At 68.5% G+C, this 17,837-nt stretch carries 16 protein-coding genes; 9 read left to right on the top strand and 7 right to left on the bottom strand.

Annotated elements, in window-relative coordinates:
* Window positions 1-5: 5 nt before the first annotated feature.
* Window positions 6-596: a TetR/AcrR family transcriptional regulator gene (locus tag ABTV10_RS24015; RefSeq protein ID WP_433608276.1), complete on the bottom strand. Its 591-nt coding sequence runs from the start codon at window positions 594-596 to the stop codon at window positions 6-8.
* 105 nt (window positions 597-701) lie between these two features.
* Here ABTV10_RS24015 and ABTV10_RS24020 point away from each other — a divergent pair, with 105 nt between their 5' ends.
* The 4 genes from ABTV10_RS24020 to ABTV10_RS24035 all read left to right on the top strand — a co-directional run bounded on the left by ABTV10_RS24020 (window position 702) and on the right by ABTV10_RS24035 (window position 4,580).
* Window positions 702-1,520, top strand: a complete 819-nt coding sequence (locus ABTV10_RS24020; protein WP_433608277.1) for an enoyl-CoA hydratase/isomerase family protein — start codon at window positions 702-704, stop codon at window positions 1,518-1,520.
* Window positions 1,517-2,287, top strand: coding sequence for an SDR family NAD(P)-dependent oxidoreductase (locus tag ABTV10_RS24025; RefSeq protein WP_433608279.1), 771 nt, complete (start codon window positions 1,517-1,519; stop codon window positions 2,285-2,287). The genes ABTV10_RS24020 and ABTV10_RS24025 overlap by 4 nt, the downstream gene beginning before the upstream one ends.
* 114 nt (window positions 2,288-2,401) lie before the next feature.
* Window positions 2,402-3,190 (top strand): SDR family NAD(P)-dependent oxidoreductase, encoded by a 789-nt coding sequence (locus tag ABTV10_RS24030; protein ID WP_433608281.1) that lies wholly within the window; start codon window positions 2,402-2,404, stop codon window positions 3,188-3,190.
* Between the two features lie 91 nt (window positions 3,191-3,281).
* Entirely contained in the window at window positions 3,282-4,580 is a 1,299-nt protein-coding gene (locus ABTV10_RS24035; protein WP_499035236.1) for an MFS transporter, read from the top strand.
* Here ABTV10_RS24035 and ABTV10_RS24040 read toward each other — a convergent pair.
* Together ABTV10_RS24040 and ABTV10_RS24045 are read right to left on the bottom strand one after the other, a co-directional pair.
* Window positions 4,577-5,506: an NADP-dependent oxidoreductase gene (locus ABTV10_RS24040; protein ID WP_433608285.1), complete on the bottom strand. Its 930-nt coding sequence runs from the start codon at window positions 5,504-5,506 to the stop codon at window positions 4,577-4,579. The two genes, ABTV10_RS24035 and ABTV10_RS24040, sit on opposite strands and share 4 nt — an antisense overlap.
* Window positions 5,507-5,559: 53 nt before the next feature.
* Window positions 5,560-6,711 carry a 3-ketosteroid-9-alpha-monooxygenase, oxygenase component gene (locus tag ABTV10_RS24045; protein ID WP_433608287.1) on the bottom strand — a complete coding sequence of 384 codons (1,152 nt, stop codon included), beginning with the start codon at window positions 6,709-6,711 and terminating at the stop codon, window positions 5,560-5,562.
* 272 nt (window positions 6,712-6,983) lie between these two features.
* Between ABTV10_RS24045 and ABTV10_RS24050 the strand changes: the two genes are divergently transcribed.
* Window positions 6,984-7,796 (top strand): alpha/beta fold hydrolase, encoded by an 813-nt coding sequence (locus ABTV10_RS24050; RefSeq protein ID WP_433608289.1) that lies wholly within the window; start codon window positions 6,984-6,986, stop codon window positions 7,794-7,796.
* Window positions 7,797-7,823: 27 nt separating this feature from the next.
* Here the strand turns inward: ABTV10_RS24050 and ABTV10_RS24055 are convergent, their stop codons facing one another.
* Window positions 7,824-8,789: a DUF2889 domain-containing protein gene (locus ABTV10_RS24055; protein ID WP_499031174.1), complete on the bottom strand. Its 966-nt coding sequence runs from the start codon at window positions 8,787-8,789 to the stop codon at window positions 7,824-7,826.
* Window positions 8,790-8,980: 191 nt separating this feature from the next.
* Between ABTV10_RS24055 and ABTV10_RS24060 the strand changes: the two genes are divergently transcribed.
* Together ABTV10_RS24060 and ABTV10_RS24065 are read left to right on the top strand one after the other, a co-directional pair.
* The gene (locus ABTV10_RS24060; RefSeq protein WP_499031176.1) at window positions 8,981-11,578 is read left to right on the top strand and encodes a helix-turn-helix transcriptional regulator; all 2,598 of its coding nucleotides are present in this window, start codon (window positions 8,981-8,983) and stop codon (window positions 11,576-11,578) included.
* Window positions 11,579-11,623: 45 nt separating this feature from the next.
* The gene (locus tag ABTV10_RS24065; RefSeq protein WP_433608295.1) at window positions 11,624-13,261 is read left to right on the top strand and encodes an MFS transporter; all 1,638 of its coding nucleotides are present in this window, start codon (window positions 11,624-11,626) and stop codon (window positions 13,259-13,261) included.
* Between the two features lie 54 nt (window positions 13,262-13,315).
* Here the strand turns inward: ABTV10_RS24065 and scpC are convergent, their stop codons facing one another.
* The 3 genes from scpC to ABTV10_RS24080 form a co-directional block, all read right to left on the bottom strand.
* Window positions 13,316-14,869, bottom strand: coding sequence for a succinyl-CoA:acetate CoA-transferase ScpC (gene scpC / locus ABTV10_RS24070; protein WP_433608297.1), 1,554 nt, complete (start codon window positions 14,867-14,869; stop codon window positions 13,316-13,318).
* 164 nt (window positions 14,870-15,033) lie between these two features.
* Window positions 15,034-15,360 (bottom strand): branched-chain amino acid transporter permease, encoded by a 327-nt coding sequence (locus tag ABTV10_RS24075; protein WP_433608299.1) that lies wholly within the window; start codon window positions 15,358-15,360, stop codon window positions 15,034-15,036.
* Window positions 15,353-16,087, bottom strand: a complete 735-nt coding sequence (locus tag ABTV10_RS24080; RefSeq protein ID WP_433608301.1) for an AzlC family ABC transporter permease — start codon at window positions 16,085-16,087, stop codon at window positions 15,353-15,355. Before ABTV10_RS24080 ends, ABTV10_RS24075 begins: the two co-directional genes overlap by 8 nt.
* 79 nt (window positions 16,088-16,166) lie before the next feature.
* On the opposite strand from ABTV10_RS24080, the gene ABTV10_RS24085 reads away from it, so the two are divergent.
* Together ABTV10_RS24085 and ABTV10_RS24090 are read left to right on the top strand one after the other, a co-directional pair.
* A complete protein-coding gene (locus tag ABTV10_RS24085; protein ID WP_433608303.1) occupies window positions 16,167-16,601 on the top strand; it encodes an Lrp/AsnC family transcriptional regulator in 435 nt (144 codons plus the stop codon).
* Between the two features lie 179 nt (window positions 16,602-16,780).
* Window positions 16,781-17,824, top strand: coding sequence for a helix-turn-helix transcriptional regulator (locus ABTV10_RS24090; RefSeq protein WP_433608305.1), 1,044 nt, complete (start codon window positions 16,781-16,783; stop codon window positions 17,822-17,824).
* The last annotated feature ends 13 nt before the right edge of the window (window positions 17,825-17,837 follow it).

A 17,837-nucleotide genomic window follows, 5' to 3' on the forward strand; every position in this document is an offset into this window, starting at 1 on the left:
AACACCTAGGCGAGGATGCCGTCGAGCACCGTTCGCACCAGGTGGGCGACGAGCTCGTCCTCGTCCCACTCCGGCCGGGTGAGGGTGAGCATCATGACCGCGCCGCGAAGGACGTCCAGCACCACGCCGCCGTCCGCGTCGGGCCGGATCTCTCCGGAATCGATTGCCCGACGGAACACCTCGACGTAGCGTTCCCGCACCGGCCCGATGAACCGAGTTTCGGCGAGTTCCATCAGTTCCGAATCGGCGACCATGTCGGCGATCAGCCCGGGCATGCCACGCCGGTACTCGGGCAGCGACTGCAGCGCGACCATGTCCCGCACCATCGCGGCGAAGGTCTCGGCGAACGGGGCGCCCTCCGGAACCGCGCTCGCCGACAGCGGTTCCCGCCGGAACAGGGTCTCTTGCACCAGCGCCGCCTTGCTCCCCCACCACTGGTACAGCAGTGGGCGACCGACCTCGGCCCGGCGCGCGACCGCGGCGAGCGTGAGCGCCTCGTAGCCGCCCTCGATCAGCAACTCGGCGGTCGCCGCGAGCACCGCCCGGTGCCGGGCGGGGTCGCGCGGCCTGCCCCGTGCGGGACCGTCCTGGGCCACTGCGGCGCTCCTTTCTCGGAAAAGTGCTGACAAAATTACCTTACATGGTGTAAGCCTAAGAGCCGGACGAATCGACGTGTCCGTTCCGAACGATGCGGAGCCCGAATGACTTTGATCGAAGTAGCGCGCCCGGACCCGGCCGTCGCGATACTCACCCTGAACCGCCCGGATCGCCTCAACGCCCTGAGCTTCGCGCTCGTCGAGGAACTGCACGGGGCACTCACCGCCCTCGAGCACGACAACACCTGTCGCGTGGTGATCCTCACCGGGGCCGGGCGCGGCTTCAGCGCCGGGCTCGACCTGAAGGACCCGATCCGCACGGCACCGACCGCCGCCGGCCTGACCGGGCCGGCCGCCGGCATGCGCACCCAGGAGTACATCGCCTCGCTCGTCCCCCGCCTCCAACGACTCCCCCAGACGGTGATCGCCGCGATCAACGGTCCGGCGTTCGGCGGCGGCCTGGCGGTGGCGGCCGCGTGCGACCTGCGGATCGCGTCGACCTCGGCGCGCTTCGGCGTGCAGTTCATCAAGATCGGTATCTCCGGCTGCGACATCGGGATCAGCTACACCCTCCCCCGCCTGATCGGCGCGGGACGCGCAACCGAGTTGATCACCACCGCCCGGGAGTTCGACGCCGCCGAGGCGGAGCGGATCGGGTTCGTCACCCGCGTCGTGCCCGACGCTGAACTGCTGGACACGGCACGGGAACTCGCGACCACCCTGTGCGGTCACAGCCCGTTCGCGCTGGCGATGACCAAGCAGGTGCTCACCGCGAACGCCTACGCCGGCGGCGTCGATGCCGCGATCGCCCTCGAGAACCGCACCCAGATCCTGGCCGGCACCGGCGGCGAGTTCGCCGAAGCCGCAGCAGCATTCATCGAACGCAGACCGCCCGCGTGGGCGCAGACGGGAGAACGAGCATGAACCGAGAAGAACTGCATCAGCTCTTCGACCTCTCCGGCCGCACCGCGGTCGTCACGGGCGGCACCCGAGGCATCGGCCTGGCGATCGCCGAGGGATTCGCGGCCGCCGGTGCCGACGTCGTCGTCGCCAGCCGCAAGGCCGACGCGTGCACCGAGGCCGCACGGCATCTGCGGGAGATCGGCGGCAATGCGCTCGGAATCCCGGCGCACATGGGAGAACTCGACGACCTCACGGCGCTCGCGGAGGGCGCGGCGAACGAGTTCGGGGGCATCGACATCCTGGTCAACGCCGCCGCCAACCCGCTCACCCTGCCGCTGGGCGAGTTCACCCCGGAGGCGTGGACCAAGTCCTACGACGTGAACCTGCGCGGCCCGGTGTTCCTGACCCAGGCGGCGCTGCCCTACCTCGAGGCCAGCAAGCATGCCGCCGTCATCAACGTCATCTCGGTGGGCGCGTTCATGTTCTCGCCGAAGGTCGCGATGTACGCGGCCGGCAAGAACGCGCTGCTGTCGTACACCCGCTCCATGGCCGCGGAGTTCGCGCCGCGCGGGATCCGCGTCAACGCGCTTGCCCCGGGTTCGGTCGACACCCAGATGGTCCGCAACAATCCGCCGGAGGCCGTCGAGGCGATGCGGCAGATGTCGCTACTGCAGCGCATCGCCGACCCTGACGAGATGGTGGGCCCCGCGCTGCTGCTCGCCTCCGACGCGGGCAGCTACATCACCGGGCAGGTGATCATCGCCGACGGTGGTTCGGTGGTGCACTGACGGATCGATGTGACGCGTGCCACTGGGTGAGAAACGGGCTTCCTCCGGTCCGTTTCTTCGGTCATGGTCGACCCGGGCCGGACCGTCCGGCCCGCAACGGATTTCGGAGGACGCATGGCACGACTCGACGGCAAGGTCGCGATCATCACCGGAGCGGCGCAGGGCATGGGTGCGGCGACGGCTCGGCTGTTCGTGGCCGAAGGTGCACGCGTGGCGCTCGGTGACGTCCTCGAGGAGCAGGGCCGCGCCCTCGCCGAGGAACTGGGCGAGGGCGCCTTCTTCGCGCCGCTGGACGTCAGCAGCGAGGACTCGTGGAGGGCGTTCACCGAGCGGACCGTGCAGCAGTTCTCCACGATCGACGTTCTCGTCAACAACGCCGGCGTCATGCACTGGGCGCCGATCGAGGACATCGACGTCGCGAAGACCGAGCGCCTCCTCGACGTCAATGTTCTCGGAAACCTGCTGGGGGCCAAAGCGGTCGTGCCGACGATGAAGGCAGCCGGCCGGGGCGTCATCGTCAACATCTCGTCGGTCGACGGCCTGCGCGGCGTCAACGGCCTGGCCGCGTACACGGCCAGCAAGTGGGCGGTGCGCGGACTGACCAAGGCGCTGGCGTACGAACTCGGCCCGGCCGGCATCCGGGTGTGCTCGGTGCATCCCGGCGGAGTCGACACCACGCTCGGCAACCCGGGTGGCCTGCGCGGCGACGAACTGCAGAGCAAGTACGTGGGTGTGCCGCTCCAGCGGATCGGCGAATCCGAGGACGTCGCGCGCGCCACGCTGTTCGTCGCGAGTGATGAGGCGTCGTACATCTCCGGTGCCGAACTCGCCGTCGACGGCGGCTGGTCGGCCGGCACCTACTACCCGGGTCTGCCCGGAACGCCGGCCGCCCTGCTCCCCTGACGGTCCGGTGGCGGTCCGGTGGCGGTCCGGTGGCGGTCCGGTGGCGGTCGCCGACGCGGCGACCGCCACAATGTAGGCCGTGAGTCCCGAGATCGCCCCGCCCCGTTCCACCCCCAAATCCACCCGCACCGGGCGCGTACCTCGGATCCACCCGGCGTGGCTCGCCGCGGCCGTCGCGTTCCTCGCGTTGGTCGGCGCCGCCAGCTTCCGGGCCGCACCGTCCGTGCTCATCGACCCGCTGCACGACGACTTCGGCTGGTCGCGCGCGAGCATCTCGGCGGCAGTGTCCGTCAACCTCGTGCTGTACGGGCTCACGGCCCCGTTCGCGGCGGCCCTGATGGAACGGTTCGGCATGCGCCGGATCGTGGCCGCGGCGCTGGCCCTCGTCGCGCTGGGCAGCGGCCTGACGGTGTTCATGACCACGACATGGCAGCTGGTCCTGTTGTGGGGCGTGCTGGTCGGTCTCGGCACCGGGTCGATGGCACTCGCGTTCGTCGCGACCGTCACCGACCGCTGGTTCGTCGCCCGCCGCGGACTGGTCACCGGAATCCTCACCGCCGGTGGGGCGGCCGGCCAACTGGTGTTCCTGCCGTTGCTCGCGATGCTCGCCGAGCGCTACAACTGGCAGACGGTCTCGCTCACGGTGGCGGCCGCCGCCCTCGCGGTGGTGCCTCTCGTGCTGCTGTTCCTGCGCAACCGCCCCGAGGACGTCGGGACGACGCCGTACGGCGCGCCGTCCGACTATGTCCGGCCGGCCGTCCCGGACGTCCCCGGTGGCGCCGTCGGACGTGCTCTCGGTGTCCTGTGGTCGGCCGCGCGGACTCGCGTGTTCTGGTTGCTGGCAGGCACGTTCGCGATCTGCGGCGCCAGTACCAACGGCCTCGTCGGCACGCACTTCGTGCCGGCCGCGCACGATCACGGCATGCCGGTGACGGCCGCCGCGAGCCTGCTGGCGGTGATCGGTCTGTTCGATCTGGTCGGAACCATCGCGTCGGGATGGTTCACGGACCGGTTCGATCCGCGGAGACTGCTGGGGATCTACTACCTGCTACGCGGCCTGTCTCTGATGGTGCTGCCGCTGCTGTTCGCCGCGACGGTGCACCCGCCGATGATCGCGTTCATCATCTTCTACGGCCTCGACTGGGTCGCGACGGTTCCCCCCACGGTCGCGCTGTGCCGCAAGCACTTCGGCGCCGACGGCCCGATCGTCTTCGGCTGGGTGCTGGCGTCGCACCAGATCGGTGCGGGCCTGGTGGCGTTCCTGGCCGGACTCGTGCGCGACCGCTTCGGCGGCTACGACGCGGCGTTCTACGTAGCCGGCGCGCTGTGCGCCATCGCGGCCGTCATGTCGTTGGCGATCGCGAAGTCGCCGCGGACGCGGTCAAGCTAGGGAATCAGCACGAACTTCCCGCGCGCGTGGGGCTCCTTGAAGGCGCGATGCGCCGCGGCGGCCTCGACCAGCGGGAAGCGGGTTCCGACCGCCACCTCCAGCCCGCCGTGGCCGGCCATGTCGATGAGGATCGGGCGCGCCTCCCGGCGGATCCGGTCGCTGTTCTCGTTGCCCGCACCGATCGCGAGGAATCCGTCGCGCGCCGCCCGTTCGAACGCGACGATCGTGACGATGCGGTCGAGGTGGGCGCCCAGCGCGAGCGAGGCGTCGACCACGTCGTCGGTGCCGACGGTGTCGATCACCGCGTCGACGCCGTCCGGGGCGAGCGCCCGGATCCGCTCCGGCAGCCCGGCGCCGGGCAGAACCGGCGCCGCGCCGAGAGTGCGCAGAAAGTCGTGGTGCTTCTCCCTCGCCACGCCGACGACGATCGCGCCGCGCGCCGCGGCGAGCTGCACCACCAGCTCGCCGACACCACCGGCCGCGCCCTGGACGACGACGACATCGCCCTCCCCGACCCGGGTCACGGTCAGCGCGTCCACCGCGGTACCGCCCGCGACCAGCAGGCACGCCGCGGCCTCCCACGACACCGATTCCGGTTTGGGCAGAACGTCCTCCGCGGACGCGAGCACCCGTTCGGAATAGGCGCCGGCCCCCGCGTAGACAATCACTTCCTCCCCGACCCGGACATCCCCGTTCTCATCCCCGACGGCGACGACGACACCCGCTCCCTCGACGCCGGGACGGACCGGCAGCCGCGTGGGATCCCTGCCGAACTCCCCGCTGTACAGCTTGTAGTCGATGGGGTTGACGCCGATCGCACGCATTTCCACGACCACCTGGCCGGGACCGGGGTCCGGGAGGTCCTCGTCGATCACTTCGAGGACCTCCGGCCCACCGTATGCGTTGGCCACAACGGTTTTCGCCATGACCGGACAACCGCGGGGCGCCGACCGTTATTCCCCGCGGCCGGCTTCGATCGCTAGTTCGAAGTGGCGATCTCGGCGGCGCGGCGCTCCATGTTCTCGGCGACCTCGCGCTTCCACGCCGCGACCGGCTTGGAGGTGTCCATCTCGAACTCGAAGCGGGCCACCATGTCCGGGGTGATGTCCGCGACGTCCACGTAGAACTGCTCGTACCAGCGCCGCAGCTGGTACACCGGGCCGTCCTCCTCGCACAGGAGCGGGTTCTCGATCCGGGTCTTGTTCTTCCAGATCGCGACGTCCTGCTCGAACCCGATCGTGATGTACGACGCCATCGTCTTCGCGAGATCCTGGGCCTTCTCGCCCTGGATCGCGTCGGTCTGCTTGACCTTGATGCCGTACATGAGGACGAACTTGTTCGGCGTGATCGGGTAGTGGCAGTTGATCAGGATCGAATCGATCGAGAAATCGGGGTAGTGGTACGTGAGCTCGTCGATCATGAAGGACGGACCGTAGTAGGACGCCACCGAGTCGTTTCCGGTCGCGGCGGGCTGCTTGCTGGTGGCCCGGACCATGTCGTCACGGCCGACGCCCTCGTAGTACTGGGTTGCGATGTGGCCCTCGAAGACGTTCTTGAACTTGATCGGGAATCCGTAGTGCACGTAGAAGAAGTGCGCCATGTCGACGACGTTGTCGATGATCTCGCGGCAGTTGGTGTCGATGGTGATCTGCTTCCAGACCCAGTCGGTCCACTCCTCCCCGGGCTGGCTCATGTCCGGGATCGTGACCTCCGGCGGCGGCGGGTTGCCCTCCGGGTCGTGCCACACGAACAGCAGGCCGTCCTTCTCCATCGTGGTCCACGCCCGGGTCTTCGCGAGCGGCGGCACGCGGCGGGCGTAGGGGATGTCGGTGCAGCGGCCCTTGCCGTTCCAGCGCCAGTCGTGGAACGGACACGCGACCGCGTCGCCCTTGATCTCGCCCTGGCTCAGGTCGCCGCCCATGTGGCGGCAGTACGCGTCGAGCACCTGCAGTTCGCCCGTGCTGTCGGCGAAAACGACCAGCTTGGTGCCGAACGCATGCACCGAATGCGGCTTACCGTCACGAAGTTCACGCGTCAAACCCACGCAGTGCCAACCACGGGCGAATCGCGCCGGGGCCTCGCCGGCGTCGATCATCCGAACTTCCTCGTTGTCCGTCTCCATCGTCGTCATGACCGCTCCCCGAGCCCCTTCCAGTGAAAACGTCCGAATAATCAACTACTCGTTTGATCATGTGTTCCGGTTCACACTGGAACACGTGTCAGTCGAGGGTGGCACGGATCTCACTGAACGGGACCGATTCGGACTGTTCGTCCTCGATTGGTGACCAAAGTCCATATCGTTACGGCCCGCTCCGGCGATTGTCGGCCGGTAACGCCGCCGGGGAGGGCATGGTGAGGACCGAGTAGTGGGTGCCCGTTCCACCATCCGGAAGGACGTGAACCATGCCCGACACCCCGCCTGTGATGTTCATCCACGGTCTCTGGCTGGCCGCGGCGTCCTGGGACCCGTGGCGAGCGAAGTTCGGGGCGGCCGGATTCCGCACCGTGGCACCCACGTGGCCCGGCGAGACGCCGAGCATCGACGACACGCGGGCGCACGCCGAGGACCAGGCCGGCAACGGCATCGACGAGGTCACCGCACACTTCGCGGAGGCCATCGCCCCACTCGGCCGCAAACCGATCGTCGTCGGCCACTCGTTCGGCGGGCTGATCGCGCAGAAACTCCTGGCCGCCGACGTCGCCGTGGCAGCCGTCGCGATCGACCCCGCCCAGATCCAGGGGGTGAAGGCGCTGCCGTTCGCGCAGTTGCGGTCCACGTTCCCCGTGCTCGGCAATCCCGCGAACGCCAAGCGGAGTGTGACCCTCACCCCGGACGCGTTCGCGTACGGCTTCGGCAATGCACTCGACCGCAGCGAGTCCGACGCGCTGTACGAGCACTGGTCCATCCCGTCCCCGGGCCGTCCGCTGTTCCAGGCGGCCTTCGCGAACTTCCTGCCGGGTTCGCCTGCGCACGTCGACACGAACGTCGAACGGGGTCCATTGCTGATCCTCGGCGGAGGCCAGGACCACTCGGTGCCCGAGTCGGTGAGCCGCTCGGCGCACCACCGATACCACAAGGCGCACACCGACAACGACTATCTCGTGTTCGCCGACCGCGGGCACTCGCTCACCATCGACCACGGCTGGCCGGAGGTTGCCGACACCGTCCTCGAGTGGTTGGCGGAGAAGGGGTTCGGCGCCCCCGTCAGCCAGTGAGCGCTACGGCGTCAACTCCCGGCGGACCTAGCGCGCGATGCTCCGGAGCAGGTCGTTGAGGTGGGTGCAGGTGTCGACGCCGCGGAACTCGCGACGCACCCGCCCCTCGACCTGGTCGAGCGTCGTGCCGACCAGCCGGCCGGCGCTCGGCACCGCGCCCGGGCAGTCGAACCACGGCAGCACGCGCGGTGTCGCGACGGCCTCCCGGATCACCCCGGTGGCCGCGTCGGCGACCACCGTCAATCCGTACTCGTGGATCACGGTCTCGACGCCGTCGGCCCGGCCGTACGTGTCGCGGAACATCGCGTCGATGTGGATCGCGCCGGCGGCGACCCACCGGTCGATGCGCCGCCGGCGACGCATCGAGTGGACGGCGAGCGTCCCCGGGGACCGCCCGAAGGCGTCGTCGACGGGTGGCGCGACGGGACCGTCGGCGACGGGACCGCGCCCGCGCACCCCGATGGTGGCGATCAGCGCGCCGTTCGCGGTATAGCCCGCGCACTGGTCACCGACGGGGACATATCCGGTACCGGCGGTCACATGTTCGTCCTCCGCCTCCCGGGCGGCGGACACCGCGTGCCCGGAGATCAGCGTGCCCATCGGGACGTCGTCCAGCAGCAGGGCCAGCGGCGAGGGCACCCCGCCGGCAGCGTCCGCCACGCGACCGCGGAACCCGGCGATCGCCGGGTGGCCGACGAGGGACTCGAGCCCGGGCACCACCGGCGACGACTCGATGTCGGTCAGGCGCCGGCCCCGGTGGTAGTCCACGGCGGCTCGTAGAGCGACGGATTCACGCACCGACGGCTGCCGGTACGTGTCGATCTCGAAGTCCCACGCGCGACCGTGCAGTGCGAGCGCCCCACCGGTTCCGTGCGGGCGGTCCATGTCGAGCCATGCGATGCGTCGGACGGAATTCGGACGCACCGGCGGGGAGTCGGTCCGCGGCTCGCGCGCCGAGCCGTGCAACGCCGGATCCGGTACACGCTCACTCATGTCGACGACGGTGCCCCACGGCGGCCGGGCGGGCAATGCACGGTCTCATCCCGCGGGAACCGCAGGCCACGACGACGCCCCAAACCGTAGTTTGCAATGATCGAGATCGAATAGGTTGATGGCGCGACTGTTCCGCCCGCCATTCCGACAGGGCGGGCTCAGCCATGACAGAGCCGGGGGGGTGCTTCTAGATGACACGGCGCGACGACCGCGGTTCGAGCCCTGCGCCGAGCCGCAACGCCGCATGGGCGCCTCCGCGCACGCGACTGCTGGCCCGGCTGGACCGGAACTCGCCCATCACCGTCATCCGGGCGCCACGCGGGTTCGGCAAACGCGAACTGGTCCTGTCGTGGCTGGAGGCCGATCGATCGGACTTCCGGGCGGTCCTGTGGATTTCGGCACCCGAGGGCTGCACGGACTCCGAGATCTACTGGCAGACGGTGGCAGAACAGATCCACGCCTCGGGCATCCTTGCCGGAGAATCGATTCCGAACACACCGCCGACCTCCGGCGCCGAGGAGGTTCGCGAGAACCTCGCCCGCAGCGGCGCACCGGTTCTACTGGTGCTGCACCGCATCGACCTGGTCGCGGACGAGCGAATCGAGGAGGAGATCCTGCACCTGCTCGACCGCTGCCACAACGTGAACATCGTTGCCACCGCGTGTGGGCGCTCCCTGTTCGGCGATCCGATCCTGATGGAGCCGACGCACGAACTGATCCTCGCGCGCGACCTGCTGTACACCCTCGAGGAAGCCGAGGAACTGTTCGCGCACGCCGAAATCGACCTGAGACCCGGAGAATTGGAGTACATTCTCGCGCGCGTGTCGGCGATGCCGGCACTCATGCGGATCGCGGTCGTCGTCGCCAAGAGCCTCCCCAGCGTCTCGGATCGCCGTGCGCTTCTGTCGCACCGTCTCGACACCGCCATCGACCGCTTCGTGCAATCGTCTGTCCTCCAACACCCTTCGATTGACGCCGACCGCGATTTCGTCATCGGCGTGGCGGCCGCTCGGGTGATCACCCCCGAGGTCGCGAGCCTGTTGACCGGCGTCGACGACGCCGCACGGCACCTCGCCGCTCTCGAAACCGCCGGAATCGTCAATCATTGCGAGACAACGACGGAGGACGCCTGGGAGCTGACGCCCGCCGTCCGCGAACGACTCCTCGCCCTCCAGGAACGAACTGGACTCGAGCCCGCACGCCGGCTGACCGCACTCGCGCGCAACGCGGCGGTTCACGGCGACGTCGCCGAGGCGCTGTCCTACGCCGTCGAGGCCCGCAATTGGCCACTCGCGATCGAACTGCTCGAGGAACACTGGGTCCGCCTCGTCGGCAGTCATTTCGCCCTCCTCCGTTCCGCACTGCGTGAACTGCCGCCGGATCTCGTCGAGGCGCGTCCCGTCATCAAGGCCGGGCGCGACCTGTTCGTCCTCCTCGGCTCGCACCCGACGATTCCCGCCGACGCGCTGCCGCAGGATCCGGCAGCGCTCGAGAAGCTCGGGGCGACCGACGAGGCCAGCGATGCCCTCGCGATCGGCTGTGTCCAATCGCTCATGCTGCGACTGGCCGGTGAGCACGATCGAGCCGCCGAGATGACCCGACGCCTCTCACACCTGGTTCGCGGGGCACTCGAGGCACGTCCGGACGACGTCGGGCCCCAGCTGCCGATCATGCGACTGCAGTGGGGCATCACGTACCAGCTGGCGGGCGCCTTCGCGGAATCGGCGGTGGAGTTGCGGCTGGCGCACCGCAGCGCGCTGGGGCAGCGGGTCGACTTCATCGCGCTCAACGCGGCCGGCAACTCGGCGATGAACTGGGCGGTCATCGGGGAACCCCGGCGAACCGAGGAGTGGCTCGAGCTCGAGGAGGCACATCCGGACACGGAGGGCTGGTTCGAACCCATGATCAAGGTGGGCGGGCTGGTCGCACGGACCCTCGTCGCGCTCGACCGCCTCGATCTCGTCGGCGCCGGAAAATGGCTCGACGAACTGGGGGAAGCGTCGGAGCGAGAGGAGCTGTGGCCGTACATCACGTTTGCGCACTGCCGCTACGCGCTGGCGACCGGGCAGGCGTACACCGGTATGGCCGTCCTCCAGCGGGCCGTCACGTCGCACTCGGCGGCGATCCGCAACGGCTCCGCAATCTCGCGGCTCATGACCGCCCTCGAGATAGAGCTGCGGTTGGCGCTCGGCGAAGGCAACCGGGCGCTGGCCATCCTCGAGGCCCAGCCGGTCGAAGCACCTCTGATCGTCGCCACCGCCGCCCGCGCACACCTGTTGACCGGTGCGCCCGCCGCCGCGTTGGCGCTGTGCCGCAAGTGCGACTGGTTCAGTCAACCGTTCACCCGCACCCAGCTCGAGGTCCTGCTCATCGAGGCGGCCGCCCACCGCACCCTCGGGGAGAAGGCCGCGGCGGCCAGGTCGTGGGCCCACGCCGCTGCCCTCGCCGACCGCACCGGCCTCCTCGGCACGCTCGCGACCGTGCCGCGGGAACTGGTCGCCGCGCTCGACGCCGCGGCGCCCCTGCCGTCGCCGGCGGCGGCCTCCTTCCTCGCGTCCGATGTGCCCGAGATCTACCCGCCCGCGGTGCACCACGTCGAACTGACCGAACGCGAGCATGCGGTGCTCCTCGAGTTGGCGCAGGGACTGTCGACCCTCGAGATCGCGCGAAAGTTGTTCGTGTCGACCAACACCGTCAAGAGCCAGCTGCGCTCGCTGTACCGCAAGATCGGCGCGCATTCGCGGGACGAGGCCCTCGAGATCGCGTACCGGACCGGTTTGATCGACTGACCCGATCTGCCCCGGCCGGCGCCCCGCTGCTGCTTCAATCAGGTAATGCAGGCCGACACCCAGTCCCGGGCCGGGGCCCGGGCAACGCTCGTGCTGGCGACGCTGTCGGCCGGGCAGTTCCTGATGACCCTCGACAGTTCGGTGATGAACGTGTCGATGGCGATGGTCGCGTCCGACCTGGGCACGACCATCACCGGGATCCAGACCGCGATCACGCTGTACACGCTCGTGATGGCGACGCTGATGCTCACCGGCGGCAAGGTCGGCAGCATCATCGGACGGCGGCGCGCGTTCGCGATCGGACTGGTGATCTACGGCTCCGGGTCGCTGACCACCGCGCTGGCCCCGAATCTCGCCGTCCTGCTGATCGGGTGGTCCCTGCTCGAGGGGATCGGCGCCGCCCTGATCATGCCGGCGATCGTTGCGCTGGTGGCATCCAACTTCGCACCGGAGAGACGCTCGAGCGCATACGGATTGATCGCGGCGTCGGGCGCGATCGCGGTGGCCGCGGGACCGCTGATCGGCGGGGCCGTCACGACATTCGCGTCGTGGCGGTACGTCTTCGCGGGCGAAGTGATCCTGGTCCTGCTGATCCTGCCGGTGCTCCGCAAGATCGAGGACACCCCACCGTCGCGGGTGCGTCTCGACCTGGTCGGGTCGGCGCTGTCGGTGCTCGGACTGGGACTCGTGGTGTACGGCGTGCTCCGGTCCGGCGAGTGGGGTTGGCTGCGCAGCCGCCCCGGCGGACCGGAGGTCCTGGGACTGTCGCCGGTGGTCTGGCTGGTGCTCGGCGGCATGCTGGTGGTGTACGCCCTCACTCGGTGGGAGGCCTATCTGACGCGCCGCGGCCGCGACCCACTGCTCGACACCCGCCTGCTCGGCAACCGGCAATTGTCGGGTGGGCTGACGATGTTCTTCGCACAGTTCATGATTCAGGCCGGCGTCTTCTTCACGGTTCCGCTGTTCCTGTCCGTCGTGCTCGAACTGACCGCCCTGCAGACCGGCGTGCGGCTGCTGCCGCTGTCGGTGGCGCTCCTGGCCGCCGCGGTCGGGATTCCCAAGCTGTGGCCCAACGCGATGCCCCGGCGCGTGGTCCGTCTCGGGCTGGCGTCGATGACCGTCGGCATTCTCATCCTCGCGGCAGGCATGGATCCCGGTGCCAACGCCGGCGTCGTCGCGGTCCCGATGCTGCTCATGGGTCTCGGGTTGGGCGCGCTCTCCTCGCAACTCGGCGCGGTCACGGTGTCCGCGGTCCCGGACTCGCGGAGCGCCGAGGTCGGCGGGCTGCAGAACACCGCAACCAATCTCGGCGCCTCCCTCGGCACCGCGCTGATCGGTTCGGTGCTGATCGCGACGCTCGGTGCGTCGATCATCGCCGGCATCCAGAACGATCCGCGGGTCCCCCCGGCGGTTCAGCAGCAGGCCACCGTCGACCTCGCGAGCGGCGTGCCGTTCCTCAGCGACACCCAGCTACGCACGGCCCTCGCCGACGCGAACGTGGACGAGCCCGTTGCCGACGCGGTGGTCGCCGCCAACTCGGACGCCCGGCTGGAGGCCCTGCAGAGTGCCCTCTCGGTGGCGGCACTGCTGGCCGTCGGTGCGCTGTTCTTCACCGGGCGGATTCCCCGCCGGCCGGTGGGCGGCCGGGACGAGGGCGCCGACGCCGTGACCGAGTCGTGCTGACGCCGCTGCGGCCGGAAGCAACCGCACGGATTCACGGAATCCGATGGGGCGGCATCAGTTCGGCAGCATCGACCCCGTCTCGAGGAACCGCTGGTGGAACGACAGCGACTCGCCCAGCAGGTGCGGGGTGTGCCCGGCCGACGGGTAGGCCTCGGCGCGGTCGACGTAGTCGAGCAGCATCGCCCGGTAGTCCGGGTGCGCGCACTTGTCGATCACGACACGGGAGCGCTTGCGCGGCGACAGCCCGCGCAGGTCCGCGAGACCCTGCTCCGTGACGAGCACCTGGACGTCGTGCTCGGTGTGATCGACGTGCGGGACCATCGGGACGATCGACGAGATCGCGCCGCCCTTCGCGGTGGACGGGCTCAGGAACATCGACAGGTAGCCGTTGCGGGCGAAGTCGCCCGAGCCGCCGATACCGTTCATGATCTTGGTACCCATGACGTGCGTCGAGTTCACGTTGCCGTAGATGTCGGCCTCGAGCATGCCGTTCATCGCGATGATGCCGAGGCGGCGGACGATCTCCGGGTGGTTGCTGATCTCCTGCGGGCGCAACACGATGTGCTGACGGTAGAAGTCGATGTTCGACATCAGTTCGTCGATGCCGTCCTCCGACAACGCCAGCGACGTCGCCGACGCGTACCGCACGGTGCCGTGCTTGATGAGGTGCAGCATCCCGTCCTGGATCACCTCGGAGAAGCACGTCAGCCCCTTGTGCGGGCCGGCGTCGAGTCCCTGAAGCACCGCGTTCGCGACGTTGCCGATGCCCGACTGCAGCGGCAGCAGCCCGTCGGCGGGCAGCCTGCCCTGCGACACCTCGTACTCGAAGAAGTCGAGCACGTGCGCGGCGATCGCCTGGCTGATCTCGTCGGGCGGGGTGAGCGGGCTGGCGCTGTCCCGGGCGTCGGTCTCGACGACGGCGACCACCTTGTTCGGGTCGACCTTCAGGGTGGACTGACCGATGCGGTCCTCGACCGAGGTGAGCTGGATCGGCTTGCGGTACGGCGGCAGCGCAGTGCCGTAGTAGACGTCGTGGATGCCGGTCATCGCCTCGGGCACCCACGAGTTGACCTCGAGGATGACCTTGTCGGCGACGTCCAGCCAGGTCTTGTTGTTGCCGATCGACGCGGACGGGATCAGCTCGCCGGCCTCGGTGATCCCCGCGACCTCGACCACCGCGACGTCGATGTTGCCGTAGTAGCCCTCCCACACCTGCTGGGCGACGTGCGACAGGTGGATGTCGACGTAGTCCATGCGGCCGCTGTTGATGTTGCGGCGAGCGGTCGGCTCCGACTGGTACGGCATACGCAGCGAAATGCCGTCGACCTCGGCCAGCAGTCGCTCGGTGCCCGCGGACACCGACGCACCTGTCAGCAGGTTGATGGTGAAGTTCGATCCGGCGCCGCGTACGGCATGGATACGCTCGGCGAGCGCGGGGATGATCGCCTTCGGTGTACCGGCGCTGGCGAAGCCGCTGATCGCCACGGTGTCGTGGGGGTGGATGAACTCGACGGCTTCCTGCGCGGAGGTCACCTTCTTCCGGAATACCGAGTTACGAATTCTGGTCGGGGCGGCCAGCGATCCGGGTTCATCCACGTGCGACGTCACAGTGACAAGGCTAACGCCCGACACTCCGGTGAAATGGCGTCCACAATCAATCGAAAAGCCGCTGACATGCGGTTTCCGTCACACAAACGGGGATCCGGATCGGCGACGGGTCCGAAACGTGCGACGAGCGCGCGGATCGCCGCGACGAGCTGCGTACGCAAAGTTCAGCCGAACACCCCATTCACGAGAACCATGTACGCGGCCGTGCCGCCGAGGATGCTGAGCAGCGCGTGACGACGCCAGAGATGCAGCCCGATCGTCACGGCGAGCGCGGCGACCGCGGGGATGAGCGACGTCGGCGCGATCGAGACGTTCCGCAACGTGTAGACCGCGAGGATAAGCATGATGCCGACCGGCATGTGCGCGCCCAGGTAGTGCACCAGCGCAGACGAGCGCAGCGGCGCGATCACGGCGAACGGCACGGCCCGCAGCGCGAACGTGACGGCCATGATCACCGCCAACGCCGCGAGGATGTACGACACGTCAGGCACGGGCGCGCCTCCGCCGGTCCAGCGCGAATCGGATCAGCAGCGCCACCACGAACACCGTCATCGCGACCACCAGCATCTGATCGCGCGCCACCACCAGCGCAACCAGCGCGCTCAGCAGCGCCAGGATCGGTGTGGGCACGTCGGGGCGGACCCGGTACGCGTCGATCGCCAGCACCACGAACAGCGCGGTGAGCGCGAAGTCGAGACCGACGAGCTGCACCGGGATCACGTTGCCGACGACGGCGCCGACGACACCGCCGAGTACCCAGTACAGCTGGCAGAACACCTGGATGACGAGGATGCGTCGACTGCTCAACGAACGCGGATCCTTGGCCGCGGTGACCGCGTACGCCTCGTCGGTCAGCGCGTACATGCTGTAGAGCTTGGCCGCCGGTCCCTGCACCCGATGCAACGGAAAGGATAGACCGTAGAACACGTGGCGGAAGTTCACCAGGAACGTCGTCATCGCCACCGAGGCGAGGGGCGTGACCGCCAGCACCAACCCGATCGCGAGGAACTCGAGCGAACCCGCGTAGATCATGAGGGAGAAGATCGGCGCCCACCACCAGTGGAACCCGGACTGGACGAGCAGCAGACCGAAGGCCAGGCCGAGCGGGAACAGCCCGAACCCGACCGAGACGGTGTCTCGGGCCGCCGCGCGGAGATCGGACCGGCGCGGCTCGGTGGCGGAGGCCTGGAGGCCCGGATCGGGAAACGCGCTGGTCACCCCGCAATAATAGTGTCGAAGGACTGGCATGTGATTGCCGGATATTGCCTGAACGGATTGTTCGGCGCAATATTCTGCTGTGGACGATCTCGATCGCGCAATATTGGGTGAGCTGCGGGCGAACGCACGGCTGACGAATGCCGAACTGGCCGATCGCGTCGGACTGACGCCGTCACCGTGCCTGCGGCGAGTACGACGCCTGGAGGCCGACGGTGTGATCGTCGGCTACCAGGCCGTCGTCGATCCCGACGCGGTCGGACGCGGATGCGAGGTGATCGTCAACGCCGAGATCGTGTCGCAGGACCGCAGGACCGTCGAGCAGTTCGAGAACGAGGTGGGCGCATTCGACGAGGTGGTCGAGTTCCGCCGGATGATCGGGCTGCCCGACTACTTCATCCGCGTTGCCGTCGCCGACCTCAACGCCTTCGAGGTGTTCCTGCGCACCAAGCTGATGGAGCAGCCCGCAATCTCGAAGATCGAGTCCCATCTGACGATGAAGAAGTTGAAGGGTTGAGCAAGATACAGGAATCGGGGCGACCGGTTCTGGACAGGCGCCCAATTCAGCCCCTCGATTTGGAGATTTCACCCATTTTCACCCTCCGACCACCCCCATCAAGGGCCGCGGTGGCGGAACTTCTGTAACTAGTTTTGTACCCATCGGCACTGTCGGGGTAGCTGAGGAGTACAGGGAGCATGGTCATCGATACCGCTGCGCGCACCCACGGTCGCGCGCAGGCCTTTCACCAACCCGTCGCGCGGCCTGAGCCGCTCACCAAAGGCGACGTACCGGGAGATCGAAACGGGTTGGTAGTTTCCGAATGGCAACTCGAAGGCCAGGACGGGCTCGCGCAGATCAGAAAGCACACGTGGGTGGAGACACGACATCCCGACGAGTTCTACGTTCGCGGCGTGACGATATCGACGGACACGGTGGCCATCAGCCGCATGGCTCTGTCTCCCCACCGTCAAGTCGGACCACCTACATACCTCGAGGCTGGACACGCCTCGACCTGTGTACTTCTGAGCGGCACGGTGACCTTGGCCGCGGATTCAGGTCGGGAGCGCCTGAACCGAGGACACGTATACCCAGCTCATTGCGCTGCCCGCGATTCGCTGGACGTGATCGCGCCCGCGGAACTCGTCATTGTCACACCGCGGCTAGTACTTCCGAACCGGCAATCTGCACCTGCCGATCGGAGCAGCACCGGCAATTGGCGGATGCTCGAGCCATCGTTCTCTCTGTTCGAGTCTCTGTGTGACTGGATGTGTGCGGCCTCGGCGGACGCAGCGACAGATTCGATCGAGGCGGCCGCAGCCACACTGCTGACGCTCCTCGACCATCCGGTCCACGACGTCGACAGCGACCGTCACGGACTTCGTGGCTCGGCGCCCACCGTCGTCTACGACGAGGCAATACGGATCGTCGACGCGGAGTTCCGCGACCCCGGCCTCAACGCGCCGTCGCTTGCGAGGCGTCTGCGAATATCCCTCCGAACGCTGCACCGCGCCTTCGAGTCCCACTCAATGTCGGTATCTCAGGAGATCCGTCGACGTCGCATCGAGTATGCGGAGGAACTACTTCGGAGCGCTCGCCACGCGCGCACGCCGGTTTCCGAAATCGCCAGGATCTGTGGTGCGCCTTCCATCGCGTACCTGCGAATCGGTATCAAGGAGAAGCACGACGTCAGCCCGTCGCGGCTTCGCGAAATGTGGTCGGTTGGCGCGCTCAGCACGTAGCTGATCGGTCGAT

The sequence above is a fragment of the Paraburkholderia sp. RHO2 genome, assembly GCF_050955445.1.
In the GTDB taxonomy this organism is placed as follows: domain Bacteria; phylum Actinomycetota; class Actinomycetes; order Mycobacteriales; family Mycobacteriaceae; genus Prescottella; species Prescottella agglutinans_A.